This window comes from Paraburkholderia sp. GV068 (assembly GCF_003058125.1).
GTDB classification, from domain to species: Bacteria; Pseudomonadota; Gammaproteobacteria; order Burkholderiales; family Burkholderiaceae; genus Paraburkholderia; species Paraburkholderia graminis.
Genome location: NZ_QBUB01000003.1, coordinates 104,247 through 118,821, shown reverse-complemented (window position 1 = coordinate 118,821; position 14,575 = coordinate 104,247). Strand labels below are relative to the sequence as shown.

General features: G+C 62.8%; 12 protein-coding genes. 6 read left to right on the top strand and 6 right to left on the bottom strand.

The features are described 5' to 3' along the window. Positions 1-1,464 carry a glucose-6-phosphate dehydrogenase gene (gene zwf, locus C8K18_RS08180; protein ID WP_006048511.1) on the bottom strand — a complete coding sequence of 488 codons (1,464 nt, stop codon included), beginning with the start codon at positions 1,462-1,464 and terminating at the stop codon, positions 1-3. Positions 1,465-1,951: 487 nt separating this feature from the next. Between zwf and C8K18_RS08175 the strand changes: the two genes are divergently transcribed. From C8K18_RS08175 to C8K18_RS08160, 4 genes are all read left to right on the top strand, one after another. Next, positions 1,952-3,199: an ABC transporter substrate-binding protein gene (locus C8K18_RS08175; RefSeq protein WP_006048510.1), complete on the top strand. Its 1,248-nt coding sequence runs from the start codon at positions 1,952-1,954 to the stop codon at positions 3,197-3,199. A gap of 153 nt (positions 3,200-3,352) precedes the next feature. Continuing rightward, positions 3,353-4,291, top strand: coding sequence for a carbohydrate ABC transporter permease (locus C8K18_RS08170; protein ID WP_006048509.1), 939 nt, complete (start codon positions 3,353-3,355; stop codon positions 4,289-4,291). After that, a complete protein-coding gene (locus tag C8K18_RS08165) occupies positions 4,281-5,138 on the top strand; it encodes a carbohydrate ABC transporter permease (RefSeq protein WP_006048508.1) in 858 nt (285 codons plus the stop codon). Before C8K18_RS08170 ends, C8K18_RS08165 begins: the two co-directional genes overlap by 11 nt. 89 nt (positions 5,139-5,227) lie before the next feature. Then, a complete protein-coding gene (locus tag C8K18_RS08160; protein WP_006048507.1) occupies positions 5,228-6,343 on the top strand; it encodes an ABC transporter ATP-binding protein in 1,116 nt (371 codons plus the stop codon). Positions 6,344-6,443: 100 nt separating this feature from the next. Here the strand turns inward: C8K18_RS08160 and C8K18_RS08155 are convergent, their stop codons facing one another. From C8K18_RS08155 to trxB, 5 genes are all read right to left on the bottom strand, one after another. After that, on the bottom strand, positions 6,444-7,361 hold the full coding sequence (locus C8K18_RS08155) for a LysR family transcriptional regulator (RefSeq protein ID WP_029971881.1): 918 nt from the start codon (positions 7,359-7,361) through the stop codon (positions 6,444-6,446). A 139-nt stretch (positions 7,362-7,500) separates the two neighbouring features. Next, positions 7,501-8,160, bottom strand: a complete 660-nt coding sequence (locus C8K18_RS08150) for a glutathione S-transferase family protein (protein ID WP_107707195.1) — start codon at positions 8,158-8,160, stop codon at positions 7,501-7,503. A 129-nt stretch (positions 8,161-8,289) separates the two neighbouring features. Beyond that, positions 8,290-8,910: a trimeric intracellular cation channel family protein gene (locus C8K18_RS08145; RefSeq protein ID WP_029971883.1), complete on the bottom strand. Its 621-nt coding sequence runs from the start codon at positions 8,908-8,910 to the stop codon at positions 8,290-8,292. Next, a complete protein-coding gene (locus C8K18_RS08140) occupies positions 8,910-9,686 on the bottom strand; it encodes a Smr/MutS family protein (protein WP_107707194.1) in 777 nt (258 codons plus the stop codon). The genes C8K18_RS08145 and C8K18_RS08140 overlap by 1 nt, the downstream gene beginning before the upstream one ends. A 171-nt stretch (positions 9,687-9,857) precedes the next feature. Continuing rightward, positions 9,858-10,859, bottom strand: a complete 1,002-nt coding sequence (gene trxB / locus C8K18_RS08135) for a thioredoxin-disulfide reductase (protein ID WP_006048502.1) — start codon at positions 10,857-10,859, stop codon at positions 9,858-9,860. Positions 10,860-11,224: 365 nt separating this feature from the next. Between trxB and C8K18_RS08130 the strand changes: the two genes are divergently transcribed. Both C8K18_RS08130 and lolA read left to right on the top strand, forming a co-directional pair. Then, positions 11,225-13,540, top strand: a complete 2,316-nt coding sequence (locus C8K18_RS08130) for a DNA translocase FtsK (RefSeq protein ID WP_029971885.1) — start codon at positions 11,225-11,227, stop codon at positions 13,538-13,540. Positions 13,541-13,814: 274 nt separating this feature from the next. Further along, positions 13,815-14,573 (top strand): outer membrane lipoprotein chaperone LolA, encoded by a 759-nt coding sequence (lolA, locus tag C8K18_RS08125; protein WP_006048499.1) that lies wholly within the window; start codon positions 13,815-13,817, stop codon positions 14,571-14,573. Positions 14,574-14,575: the final 2 nt, after the last annotated feature.

Below are 14,575 nucleotides of genomic sequence, written 5' to 3'. Positions count from 1 at the left end.
TCAATTCTCTTCTTCGAGCCAGCAGGTGCCGTGCTGCGCGAGCATCGCGCTCGCCGCGGCAGGACCCCATGTGCCCGACGCATACGGCTTCGGCGGTTTGTTCGAAGCCTTCCATTCGTTCAGAATCGGTTCGACCCAGCGCCACGCGGCTTCCTGTTCGTCGCGCCGCACGAAGAGGGCGAGACGCCCGTTGATCACGTCGAGCAGAAGACGTTGATACGCTTCCATCTGCCCTTCGCGGAAGAACTGGTCGAACGCGAGATCGAGGTGAACGCTGGCGAGGTTCATGCCTTCGCCCGGCTGCTTCGCGAGACAGTAAAGACGGATGGTCTCGTTCGGCTGCAAGCGGATCACCAGACGATTCGCGCCCGCGCGCAACGCCGATGCGCCCAATGCCGAATGCGGCACCGAGCGGAAATTCACGACGATTTCCGCGACGCGATCGGCAAGCCGTTTGCCGGTGCGCAGGAAAAACGGCACGCCCGCCCAGCGCCAGTTTTCTATCTCGACCTTCAGCGCGACGAAGGTTTCGGTCGTGCTGTTCTGCTTCACGCCGGGTTCGGTCGCGTAGGCGGGCACGGCGTTGCCGCGAATCACGCCCGAATGATACTGGCCGCGCACCGCAACCTTGCCGATGTCGAGCTGATTGATGGGCTTGAGCGCGCGCAGCACGCGCAGCTTTTCGTCGCGCACCGAGTCGGAGTCCATCGAATGCGGCGGCTCCATCGCGACGATCGAAAGCAGTTGCAGCAAATGGTTCTGCACCATGTCGCGAAGCGCGCCGGTATTGTCGTAGAAATCGCCGCGCGCTTCGACACCGAGTTCTTCCGCGATCGTGATCTGGATGCTCTCGACCCACTCGCGGCGCCACAGCGGCTCGAACAAAGCATTGCCAAAGCGCAGCGCGAGCAGGTTCTGCACGGGCTCTTTGCCGAGGTAGTGGTCGATACGGTAGATCTGTTCTTCCGCGAAGATTTCGCCGACCGCGTCGTTGATCGCATTCGACGACTTGAGGTCGTAGCCGAGCGGCTTTTCGAGCACGATGCGCGCGTTTTCATTGAGCCCCACCGACGCGAGCGCGCGGCAGATCGGCACGAAGAGCGACGGACCGGTGGCCAGGTAAAACACGCGGATGCCGGGCAAGTCCTTCACCGCATCGCGCAGCAACGTGAAGTCTTCGGGATTGCCCAGGTCGATCTTCACGAACTCGATGCGTTCGAGAAAACTCGCCCATGCCGTTTCGTCGACACCGTTCTTCGATACATGCGGCTTGACGTGCTCGTTGACCCACTGAAGATATTCGCCGCGATCCGCTGCGTGGCGCGCCACTGCGACGATCTTGCCGCTGTCGGCCAGCATGCCGCCCGCACGGTGTGCTTCAAACAGTGCGGGGAGAATCTTGCGCATCGACAGATCGCCGGTTCCGCCGAAGAGAACGAAGGTGAAACTTGAATCGGTTTGCATGAGTCTCCGTCGATGTCCTGGGGCCGCCGCGCCAACCGCTCGCTCCTCGCGAACAGGCGACCGTAGTCCGATAAAATATTTTTTGACACTGAATTGTAGTTTAACTACAATCCAAATCAAGAGGTAGCGCTAATTCGATGAAAAAAGCGTGCGCTGCATGTCAGTTGCACGTTTCGCGAATCGGCCAACGTCCCCTGCATGTTAACGGACATTGCAAACGGACATTGCATTGCCGGCATGGGCCAGCCTCGAGTCTGCCGCGCGACGCGGGCGGGCAAAAATCAAAAGAGGAGACAGTCAGTTGCATCCCGAATCACTCATCTCTTGAGCTTCCAGCGGCCGGACATCGGTCCGCCGGCACATGCCTTAACGCATGCGCCCGACCGTGCTCGATCGCCCAGTGTTTTGCCTGTTTGAACCAACCACAGCACCCTGGCGACATCAGGGGCCATTTGTTTTTTGTTCAGGTGTCTGGAGGAGATAAGCAATGAAATTTCGCGCGATCATGGGCGCTCTGTGCGCCGCGGGTCTGATGTGTGGCGTCTCGGCCGTGCAGGCTGCCGAGTCGGTCGAAGTGTTGCACTGGTGGACTTCGGGCGGCGAATCGAAAGCCGTCGGCGTCCTCAAGGACGACATGACGAAGCAGGGTTACACGTGGAAGGACTTTGCGGTTGCGGGTGGCGCGGGCGCGGCTGCCATGACGGCACTGAAGACGCAGGTGATCTCGGGCAATGCACCGAGCGCCGCGCAGATCAAGGGTCCGCTGATTCAGGACTGGGCTTCGCAAGGCGTGCTGGTGCCGATCGACTCCGTCGCGGGCGACTGGAAGAAGAACCTGCCGCCGGAAATCGACAAGATCATGCACGCGGACGGCCACTATGTCGCGGCGCCGTTCTCGGTGCATCGCGTGAACTGGCTGTACATCAACAAGGCTGCGCTCGACAAGGCAGGCGGCAAGGTGCCGACCACGTGGCCTGAATTCTTCGCGGTGGCCGACAAGATGAAGGCCGCGGGCATCCAGCCGATCGCGATGGGCGGTCAGCCGTGGCAAGACCTGACGCTGTGGGAAGACGTTGTGCTGTCGCAAGGCGCGGACTTCTACAAGAAGGCGCTGGTCGACCTCGACGAAAAGACGCTGACGTCGGACAAGATGGTCGGCGTGTTCGACACGGTCCGCAAGATCCAGGGTTACTTCGACGCGGGCCGCACGGGCCGTGACTGGAACCTGGCAACGGCGATGGTCATCAACGGCAAGGCCGGCATGCAGTTCATGGGCGACTGGGCGAAGGGCGAATTCGCCAACGCCGGCAAGAAGTCGGGCGCGGACTACGTTTGCGCCGCCGTGCCGGGCACCGAAAAGTCGTACACGTTCAACGTCGACTCGTTCGTGTTCTTCCAGCAGAAAGGCCAGAAGGCGGCAACGCCGGGTCAGCTTGCGCTCGCGAAGACGATCATGACGCCGGAGTTCCAGGAGCAGTTCAGCCTGAACAAGGGCTCGATTCCGGTTCGTCTGGGCGTCTCGATGGCGAAGTTCGACGACTGCGCGAAGAAGTCGTACGCGGATGAACAAACGGCGATCAAGTCGGGCGGCTATGTGCCGTCGCTCGCTCACGGCATGGCTCAGCCGGATGCGGCAGCCGGCGCGATCTCCGACGTCGTCACGAAGTTCATGAACTCGCAGCAGGATTCGAAGAGCGCAGTGACCGCGCTCGCGAAGGCAGCGAAGACCAAGTAAGTGAAGTAGCGAAGGGCGCGTCCGTCGAATGTATTAAGCGGGCGCGCCCTTCGCGCCGTTGATCGCGTGAATTCGCGCAATGCGGTGTGCGCTGTTTGCACTGCGCCTCGCATGCACGCGGCTTCACCTGACAGTTTCAGCAGGAGTCGAGTAGTGACTGCTTCTATCAGCGGAAACGGGAAAACGGCTAGCGTCGCCCGCCGCACGTCGCCCATGGCGGCCCTTGCCGATCGCTGGATTCCGAAGCTGGTGCTCGCACCCAGCGTCGTGATCAGCCTGATCTTCGTCTATGGCTTTATCGCCATCACCGGCTATCTGTCGCTGTCCAATTCGCGACTGATGCCTCGTTATGATTTCGTCGGTCTGGACCGTTATCGCGAACTGTTCGATAACGACGTGTTCTGGACCTCGGCTGCGAACCTCGGCTGGTTCGGCATTCCGTTCATCGGCATTTGCATCGGCCTGGGTCTCTTTCTCGCGATCCTGCTCGATCAGCAGATCCGCAACGAAGGCGCATTGCGCGCGGTGTTTCTGTATCCGATGGCGCTGTCGTTCATCGTGACCGGCACGGCGTGGCAATGGATCATGACGCCGAGCATCGGCCTCGAAAAAGTTTTCCACGACTGGGGCTGGACGAGCTTTTCGTTTAGCTGGCTCGGCGACCCGGACAAGGCGATTTTCTGCGTAGTGATCGCGGCGGTATGGCAATCCACCGGCTTCGTGATGGCGCTCTTTCTTGCGGGCCTGCGCGGCGTGGACGGCGAAATCTTCAAGGCCGCGCAGATGGACGGCGCGAATCTGCCCACCATCTATCGCAAGATCGTGATTCCGAGCATGCGTCCGGTGTTCTTCTCGGTGCTGCTGATTCTTTGCCACATCACGATCAAGACCTTCGACCTCGTCGTCGCGTTGACGGCGGGCGGTCCGGGTACGTCGTCGTCGCTGCCGGCTATCTTCATGTACACGTTTTCGTTCAATCGCGGGCAGCTCGGCGTCGGCGCGGCATCGTCGATGATGATGCTCGCAACCGTCGTGGCCGTGCTCGTGCCGCTCATGTATCTGGAATCGAGGAGCACCCGCAATGCAGCCTAAGATGACGATCAGCCGTGCCGTCATTTACGCGGCCTTGGTCCTGTTTGCCCTGTACTTCCTGTTTCCGCTGTACGTGATGCTGTCCACGTCGTTCAAGGACATCGACCAGTTGCGCACCGGCAATCTGCTGACGCCGCCTACGCACTGGACCGTCGATCCCTGGATCAAGGCATGGAGCGGCGCGTGTACGGGTGTGCGTTGCGACGGCATGCAGCCGTTCTTCATGAACTCGGTGCGGATGGTGATTCCGGCGGTGCTGATCTCGTCGATCATCGGCGCGTTCAACGGCTATGTGCTCACGCACTGGCGTTTTCGCGGCGCCGATCCGATCTTCACGATGCTGCTGGTCGGCTGCTTCATTCCGTTCCAGGCGATCCTGCTGCCGATGGCGCGCTTCGAAGGCTTTCTCGGCCTGTCGAACACCACGACCGGTCTGGTGGTGGTGCACGTGATCTACGGTATCGCGTTCACGACGATGTTCTTCCGCAACTTCTACGTGAGCATTCCGGCTGAACTCGTGAAGGCTGCGCGTATCGACGGCGCGGGTTTCTTCACGATCTTCACGAAGATTTTGCTGCCCGTGTCGCTGCCGATTTTCATGGTGTGTCTGATTTGGCAATTCACGCAGATCTGGAATGACTTCCTGTTCGGTATCGTGTTCTCCGGCGTCGATTCGATGCCGATCACGGTGGCGCTGAACAACCTCGTGAATACGTCGACGGGCGTGAAGGAATACAACGTCGACATGGCCGGCGCGATCATCGCCGCATTGCCGACCTTGCTCGTCTACATCATCGCCGGACGCTATTTCGTGCGCGGGCTGACGGCCGGCGCGGTGAAGGGCTAACGCCTCGCAAACCATCCGAGCGCGGCGGCGTGTCCCGGCGCATAAACAAGACGTTTTCAAGCAGTACCAGAGACTAGAGGATTCACAGCATGGCAAGCCTTTCCATCCGTGACGTGTACAAGACCTACCCGAACGGGGTGCCGGTTCTGAAGGGTGTCAACATCGACATCGAAGACGGTCAGTTCCTGATTCTGGTCGGCGGCTCGGGCTGCGGTAAATCGACGCTGCTCAATATGATCGCCGGCCTCGAAACGGTGACCAAGGGCGAGATCCAGATCGACGGCAAGACGGTGAACAACCTGTCGCCGAAAGATCGCGATATCGCGATGGTGTTCCAGTCGTACGCGCTGTATCCGTCGATGACGGTGCGCGAGAACATCTCGTTCGGTCTGAATATCCGCAAGGTGCCGAAGCAGGAACAGACGCAGATTGTCGACCGCGTGTCGAACACGCTGCAAATCACGCATCTGCTGGATCGCAAGCCGGGTCAACTGTCCGGCGGCCAGCGTCAGCGCGTGGCAATGGGCCGCGCATTGGCGCGCGACCCGGTGATGTTCCTGTTCGACGAACCGCTGTCGAACCTCGACGCCAAGCTGCGTATCGAGATGCGTTCGGAAATCAAGCTGCTGCATCAACGCCTCGGCACGACGATCGTCTACGTGACGCACGATCAGATCGAAGCGATGACGCTCGGCGACCGCATCGCCGTGATGAAAGACGGCATCGTCCAGCAGTTCGGCGCGCCGCAGGAGATTTACGACTCGCCGTCGAACCTGTTCGTGGCCGGCTTTATCGGCGCACCGCCGATGAACTTCATCCAGGGCAAGCTCGTCGAGCAGGGCGCGGGCGTGGGTCTCGAACTCGATACGGGCATTGCGCGCACGGCGCTGAATCTGCCGTTCGACTCGGCGAAGGTCAAGTCGCACGTGGGCCGTGAAGTGATTCTCGGCTTGCGTCCCGAGCGCATTACCGATGCTCGCGGCGCGCATGGCGATCACGCGAAGCTGCAACAGATCGAAGTGAAGGTCGACGTGATCGAGCCGACCGGACCGGACACTTTGGTGTTCGCGCAGGTCAACGGCAAGCGCGTGGTGAGCCGCGTACACCCGGCGTCGAATCCGCAGCCGCTGACGAATACGACGCTGCTGTTCGATACGTCGAAAGCGGTGTTGTTCGATCCGTCGAATGAAGAGCGCATCGCCTGATTTTTTGGTCTGATCGCTTGGCCTTGCCTCATTGAGAAAGCCCCTTGCGTCTCGCGACGCAAGGGGCTTTTCTTTTCTTCGCCTGGGCCGGCGGCGCCAGTCAGGCTTCCGGAATGCGCAGGTCCGGATTATTGCGCACGACTTCCGTTACCCATTCGGTGAACGCGCGCAGCCGCGAGCTCAGATTGCGGCGATGCGCGTACAGGATCGACAGCGGCGTGCCGGGGCTCGTGTAGTCAGTGAGAATTTCCTTTAGCACGCCGCGCTCGATCAGATGCGCGACCATGAAGCGCGACGGCTGAATGATGCCGTGGCCGAGCTCGCCCGCGCGAATGTAGACCGAGCCGTCGTTGACCGCGAGCACGCTTTTCATCGCGACTTTCACGGTCTCGCCGTTGACTTCGTATTCGAACGGAAAGGTCTTGCCCGTACGCGCCGACACGTAGTTGACCGCGCGGTGCTCGCTCAATTGATCGAGCGTGCTCGGCGTGCCGTACTTCTCCAAATATGCGGGCGAAGCGCAGGTGACGATACGCGCATGGCCGATGCGCCTTGCGACGAGGCTCGATTCTTCCGGCGTGCCCATGCGGATCACGCAATCCACGGCGTCCTGAATCAGGTCGATGTTGCGGTCGGCGAGACCCAGACGCACGTCGATTTCAGGGTAGCGCCGGTAGAAGTCGTCGAGCGCGGGCAGCAGCAGCGCGCGAGCGAGCGTGCCCGACGTGTCGACGCGGATCGTGCCCACCGGATTCTCACGCTTGTTCGACAGCGACGATTCCGCGTCGGCGACTTCCGCGAGGATGCGCACGCAGCGATCGTAAAAGAGCGCGCCGTCTTCGGTGACGCTGACCTGGCGCGTCGAGCGGTTCAGGAGGCGCACGCCGACATGCTCTTCCAGCGCCTGAATCGTGCGGCTCACTTTCGCGCGCGGCAAGTCGAGCGATTCGGATACTTTCGTGAAGCTGTTCGCCTCGACCACACGCGTAAAGATCTCCATCGCTTCAAAACGGTCCATGTTTGGCCTTCTTATGTGTAATGAGCGGAAATTGGTTTCGACGTGAAGTGTATAGGCTCGGAATAATGTTGTCGCAAGGGGTTGGCGCGCGACTCCGCTGATCCGGCTCAGTCTCCGCTCGTTCCACGCTCGTCGCCGCTCAGTCCCGATCCGGCGCGCCGAGCGGGAACAGCGGGCGGTAGGGCCGCGCTTCGTGGACTGCGCGAGCGAAAGACGGACGCGCCAGCAAGCGCTCGCGATAGGCGCGCACATGGGCGAACGCCGGGTCGATCGCGTGGCTCCAGTCGGCGTAAAAGAGCGCCGGCGCCGCCGCGCAATCGGCGAGGCTGAAGGTGTCGCCCGCGGCCCATTCGCGCGCCGCCATTGTTTTGTCGAGCCACGCGTAGGCCGTATCGAGCATCGCGCGCGCTTCCGTCACGCCGCGCGCGTCGCGCTCGGCGTCAGGACGCAGGCTGTCGAACACGATCTTCTGTTGCGGCGTCGAAATATAGTTGTCGAAGAAGCGGTCCATGCTGCGCACGTCGAGCGCCGCGCGGGCGTCGGCGGGCACGAGCGCCACCGGCCCCGGATAGTACAGGCCGAGATATTCGATGATGATGCTCGCCTCCGTCACCGTGCGCTCGCCGTCGACCAATACGGGAAATCGCCTGATCGGCCACAGTTCGGCGAATTCGGCCATGATTTGCGGGTCGTCGTGCGCGAGCAGGCGGAATTCGAACGGCGTGCTGTTCTCGTACAGCGCGATGAGCGCCTTCTGGCAGTACGAGGAGAAAGGGTGTGCGTAGAGCTTGAGCTTCATCGTGATCGCCTTCGACGGTTGTACGGTTGTTACGGCCCCCCAAGGCCGTTCAGATCACGACGAGCGAGCGCGGCGCAAATCGACACGCCGCCGCCTATTGGAGCCATGCTGACGCCGCGCCAGAAACCGCTAATGCGGCAGGCGCACGTTGAAGCGGAACGTCGCGAGCCGCGCCAGCAGAATGAACCCCGTGGCGAACAGCACGCTATACACGGTGTCGAAATTCACGTAGTCCAGCAGCACATACAGCCAGCAGCCGACGAAAGCGCACGTCGCGTAAGGCCGCGAATCGCGCAGGATCAGGGGCACCTCGTTGCACAGCACGTCGCGGATCACGCCGCCGAACACGCCCGTCGCCACGCCCATCATCACGGACGTGAACCAGGGCATTTGCGCGTCGTGCGCAATCGAGGTCCCCGCGATGCTGAAGAGGCCAAGGCCGATCGCATCGGCGACCAGCAGCACGCGCTCGGACAGCAGGCGCGAGGTCATTTTCAGCAAGGTCGGCGCGAACAGCGACATCACGAAGATCGCGATCAGATAGCCCTGATGCTCGACCCAGTAGAACGGCCGGCGCTCGAGCAGCACGTCGCGCAACGTGCCGCCGCCGAAGGCCGTGGCGATGGCGACGAGGAACGTGCCGACCGCGTCGAGGCGGCGCGTCCTCGCTTCGATGAAACCGGAAATCGCGTAGGCAAAGATGGCCAGCGCCTCCATGAGGGAGAGCGCGAGTGTGAGTCTCGGATGGATCACTGCGGCTCCGTCAGCGGCCTGGCGTGAGCCGGCGCGGCGCCCGGCTGAAGCAGCACGACGACCGCGCCCGCGCCGCCGTCGTGCGGCCGCGCCTGGCAGAACGCGATCACTTCGTTCTTCTGCACGAGCCACGCGCGCACTTTGCCCTTGAGCACCGGTTCCTTGCCGATCGATCCCAGGCCTTTGCCGTGAATCACGCGCAGGCAGCGCAAGCCGCGCTTGACCGACTCGCGGATGAATTCCGCCAGGGCCTCGCGGGCTTCCTCGCGCCGCATGCCGTGCAGATCGATTTGCGCCTGCACGATCCAGTCGCCGCGCCGCAGTTTTCGCACGACTTCCTGGCTCACGCCGGGGCGGCAATAGGAGAGCGTTTCGTCGGTTTCGAGCAGCACCTCGGGATCGAATTCGTCGGAGATCGCTTCGTGCAGCACGGCTTCTTCATCGAGCAGGGTTTGCACGGGCAGCGGCGGCGGAGGATTGCGCGGCAACGATGCGCGCGGCGGCACGGCGAGCGGCGCGACTTCGCCGATTTCGCGGCGAAACAGATCGGCGTCCGCCGCGGCTTCGCGCCGTGCAGCCGTCGCGGCGGCGCGTTCGCGCTCGCGCTTTTGCGCGTCGACCTTCAACGTGTCGCGCAATGCGCCGAGGCCGGCTAGGCCCGCGGCCGGCTCGATCTTCGGCGTCGCGGCGGGCGCAGCCGGTTCGCGCGCGGGCGTTGCAGCCGGGGCGCGGACGCGCTTCGGCTCGTTCGGATGAGGGTGGTTCTTCGGCATGGCGGTAGTAGACGCGGATAACGATTCGGTCGCGCGGCGCCTCGCGCGATCCTGGTGCGGCTTCGAATAAAAAAGGCCGCCGGCTCATGAGCCGCGGCCTTTGATCCAACGAGCGGCCGGGCAACGCCCAGCCGCTATTTTACCGTTGCGTTCGCACGAAAGCGCTGCCGATCAACGCTCGGCTTCCTGGCTCATCGCGTGCTCGCCCGCCATCTCGTTGATGGTTTCCAGATAGCGCTGCGCGTCGAGCGCGGCCATACAGCCGGTGCCTGCGCTCGTGATTGCCTGACGGTACACGTGGTCCTGCACGTCGCCGGCCGCGAACACGCCCGGCACGCTGGTGGCGGTGGCAAAGCCGTTCAGGCCGCCCTTCGTGATGATGTAGCCGTTCTTCATCTCCAGTTGGCCTTCGAAGATGTCCGTGTTCGGCTTGTGGCCGATCGCGACGAACAGGCCCTGCAGCGCGATGTCGGTCGTCTCGCCGGTTTGCGTGTGCTTGATGCGCACACCGGTCACGCCGGACTGGTCGCCCGTCACTTCGTCGAGCGTATGGTTCCACTTGATCTCGACCACGCCTTCCTTCTCTTTCGCGAGCAGGCGGTCGATCAGGATCGGCTCGGCGCGGAACTTGTCGCGGCGATGGATCACCGTGACCTTCTTCGCGATGCCCGACAGATAGAGCGCTTCTTCGACCGCGGTATTGCCGCCGCCGACCACGGCCACATGCTGCTGCTTGTAGAAGAAGCCGTCGCAGGTTGCGCAGGCCGACACGCCCTTGCCCATGAACGCTTCTTCCGACGGCAGGCCGAGATATTGCGCCGACGCGCCCGTCGAGATGATCAGCGAATCGCACGTGTATTCGCCCGAATCGCCGATCAGGCGGATCGGCTTTTCGTCGAGCTTCGCCGTGTGAATGTGGTCGAAGATGATTTCGGTGTTGAAGCGCTCAGCGTGCTCCAGGAAGCGCGCCATCAGTTCCGGGCCTTGCACGCCGTTGGCGTCGGCGGGCCAGTTTTCGACGTCGGTCGTGGTCATCAACTGGCCGCCTTGCGCGAGACCCGTGACGAGCACCGGCGCGAGGTTGGCGCGCGCCGCGTAGACCGCTGCCGTGTAGCCGGCAGGGCCGGAACCGAGAATCAGAACCTTGGCGTGTTTCGTGGAAGTTGCGGGCATGATCGAATCCTTTTACGGCGCGCTGCCCGCCCATGCGGGCAACGCGACTTGGCTGAAACTGTAGATGGGTATCAGTCGGGCATTATAAAGGGCGGGGCCGCGGCCTGCTCCATGAAGCTTTCCGATCGCGGCGATAGCCCGGCGCGGGGCCTAAGCGATCAGCGCGCGTGGCCGATCGGCCAGGTTACCGTCATTTACAGCCTCATGCGGGGCACTGCGTTTACAATAGGCCGGATCGAAGTTTCGGGTCTTTCGGGTCGACGGCGCCGGGCTCTCTGCCGCGCCGAACGGCTTCGACCCGAGGCCCGGCAATAGAATTGGCAACACGCATCGGCCACGCATCGGCCACACAAGCAACAGGATCAATGGCAAAAGCTCCTTATTCCGCGAGCGCGCAGGCACTACCGCACCGCATGTCGCGCCTCTTCACCGAAATCCGCTGGATTCTGCAGGTCGCGCTCGGCGTGTTCCTGCTGATGGCGCTCGTCAGCTACAGCCGCCGCGATCCGAGCTGGACGCACGCCGCGCAGGTCGATCACATCGCCAACTGGGCGGGCCGCGTGGGCGCGTGGACCTCGGACATTCTGCTGCTGCTGTTCGGCCTCTCCGCGTACTGGTGGATCGTGCTGCTCGGCCGGCACATTTCCGCGAACTACAAGCGCATTACCCGTCAGGACGAACCGGACGAAGACGCGCCGCGCGACACGACCTGGCTCGCGGACGCCTTCGCGTTCATGCTCGTGCTGCTCGCCTGCGACGGCATCGAGGCGCTGCGCATGTGGTCGCTCAAGGTTCAACTCCCGCGCGCGCCGGGCGGCGTGATCGGCGAGGCGGTCGCGCGCGGCGTGTCGCATGCGCTCGGCTTCACGGGCGGCACGCTCGCGCTGCTGATCGTGCTGGGCATCGGCTTGTCGCTGTATTTCCGTTTCTCGTGGCTGTCGGTGTCGGAGAAAGTCGGCGAATCGATTATCTCCGCCGTGACTTTTGCGAAGCTGCGCCGCGAGGCCGGGCGCGACCGCAAGCTCGGCGAAGCTGCCGCGGTCAAGCGCGAGGGCAAGGTCGAGAAGGGGCGAGTGCGCATCGAGGAACATGAGCCGGTCGTGATCGTGCCGCCGGTCGTCACGCCGGCCAAGTCGGAGCGCGTCGAGAAGGAACGGCAGGTGCCGCTTTTCACCGATCTGCCGGGCGATTCCACGTTGCCGCCCATTTCGCTGCTCGATCCCGCGCCCGCCGCGCAGGAAACCATTTCGGCCGATACGCTCGAATTCACTTCGCGTCTGATCGAGAAAAAGCTCAAGGACTTCGGCGTTGAAGTGAGCGTGGTCGCCGCCTATCCGGGCCCGGTCGTCACGCGTTACGAGATCGAGCCGGCCACCGGCGTGAAGGGCAGCCAGATCGTGAATCTGGCGAAAGACCTCGCGCGTTCGCTGTCGCTCGTGTCAATTCGCGTGGTCGAAACGATTCCGGGCAAGAACTTCATGGCGCTCGAGTTGCCGAACCAGCGCCGCCAGACCGTGAGCCTGTCCGAGATTCTCGGCTCGGCGGTTTATGCGGATGCCGCGTCGCCGCTCACCATGGGTCTCGGCAAGGACATCGGCGGCAAGCCCGTTTGCGCGGACCTCGCGAAAATGCCGCACTTGCTGGTGGCCGGTACGACCGGTTCGGGCAAGTCGGTCGGTATCAACGCGATGATTTTGTCGCTGCTCTACAAGGCGAGCGCCGACCAGGTCCGCATGATCCTGATCGATCCGAAGATGCTCGAAATGAGCGTCTACGAAGGCATTCCGCATCTGCTGTGTCCGGTCGTGACGGACATGCGCCAGGCCGGCCACGCGCTCAACTGGGCGGTCGCCGAAATGGAGCGGCGCTACAAGCTGATGAGCAAGCTCGGCGTGCGTAACCTCGCCGGCTACAACAACAAGATCGACGAAGCGGCGAAGCGTGACGAGAAGCTGCCGAACCCGTTCAGCCTCACGCCGGACGAGCCGGAACCGCTCACGCGTCTGCCCAACATCGTCGTCGTGATCGACGAACTCGCTGACCTGATGATGGTGGTCGGCAAGAAGGTCGAGGAACTGATCGCGCGAATCGCGCAGAAGGCGCGCGCGGCCGGCATCCATCTGATTCTCGCCACGCAGCGTCCGTCGGTCGACGTGATCACCGGCCTCATCAAGGCCAACGTGCCGACGCGCATGGCGTTCCAGGTGTCGTCGAAAATCGACTCGCGCACGATTCTCGATCAGCAGGGCGCGGAATCGCTGCTCGGCATGGGCGACATGCTTTATCTGCCGCCCGGCAGCGGCTTGCCGGTGCGGGTGCACGGCGCGTTTGTGTCGGACGAGGAAGTGCATCGCGTTGTCGACAAGCTCAAGGAGCAGGGCGAGCCGAACTATATCGAGGGCATTCTCGAAGGCGGCGTGACGGGCGAGGGCGACGAAGGCTCGGCGGGCGCCGGAGGAAGCGGATCGGGCGACGGCGAGTCGGACCCGCTTTACGATCAGGCGGTGGACGTCGTGCTGAAGAACAAGCGCGCGTCGATCTCGCTGGTGCAGCGGCATTTGCGCATCGGCTATAACCGGGCGGCGCGCCTGCTGGAGCAAATGGAAAACTCCGGCGTGGTGTCGGCGATGTCGTCGAACGGCAATCGCGAGATTCTCGCGCCGGCGCGCGAGGCGGAGTGAGGCCAAGTGAAGCTGATTAAGGCATGCTGCGGTGAGGCGTTGGGTTTTTGTCGGCTGCCTTTACCGCTCGGTCTTTTTCGCTTTCTTCGCCGCTTGTTCACCGCTTGTTCACCGCTTGTAACGTTCGTTTCCAAAGGTTCGCTCCTAAGACTCGCTTAAGGCTGCCTGCCTAAGCTTCGCGCAAAACCGCAGTCTTGCGCGGCAACACCGCTCATGACGATGCGCCGCCAACATCGCGGCCGCTCAACGAATTCAGATCAAGGGAGAAAAACATATGCAGCTATTCGCACAGCAGCATGCACAATCCGGCCGCGTCGGCCGCTTTGCGCATTTGGCTCGCGCGCTTGCGCGCACTGCGGGCACGGTGGCGATCGGCGCATCCGTGCTGGTCGCTTCGCAGGCGTTCGCGAGCGGCACCGAACAGTTGAAGGCGTTCGTCTCGCAGGTTCACTCGGCGCGCGGCACCTTCGTCCAGCAGGAAGTGCGCGCGCCGGGCAAGGCGCAAGGGGCGAGCGGCGGGAGTGGCGGGAGCGGCGCAAGCGGCGTGCTCTCCACCACGGGCGGCAGCAAGAACAGCACGTCGAGTGGGACATTCACGTTCGCGCGTCCCGGCAAGTTCATCTGGCAATACGAAAAGCCCTACGCACAACTGCTGCAAGCGGACGGCGACAAGCTTTACGTCTACGACAAAGACCTGAACCAGGTGACGGTGCGAAGCCTGGGCGGCGCGCTTGGCGCGAGCCCGGCGGCGATCCTGTTCGGCAGCAACGATCTCGACAAGAACTTCACGCTGCGCGATGCGGGCGTGAAGGCCGGCATCGACTGGCTCGAACTCACGCCGAAAGCAAAGGACACGCAATTCCAGCGCGTGGGCATCGGCTTCAAGGACGGCAATCTGCAAGCGATGGAATTGCACGATGTGTTCGGGAACGTGACCTTGCTGACGTTCTCGAACATCCAGAAGAATCCGCCGCTGCCTGCTGACGCGTTCAAGTTCACCGTGCCGAAGGGCGCGGACGTGATCAACGGCTAAAT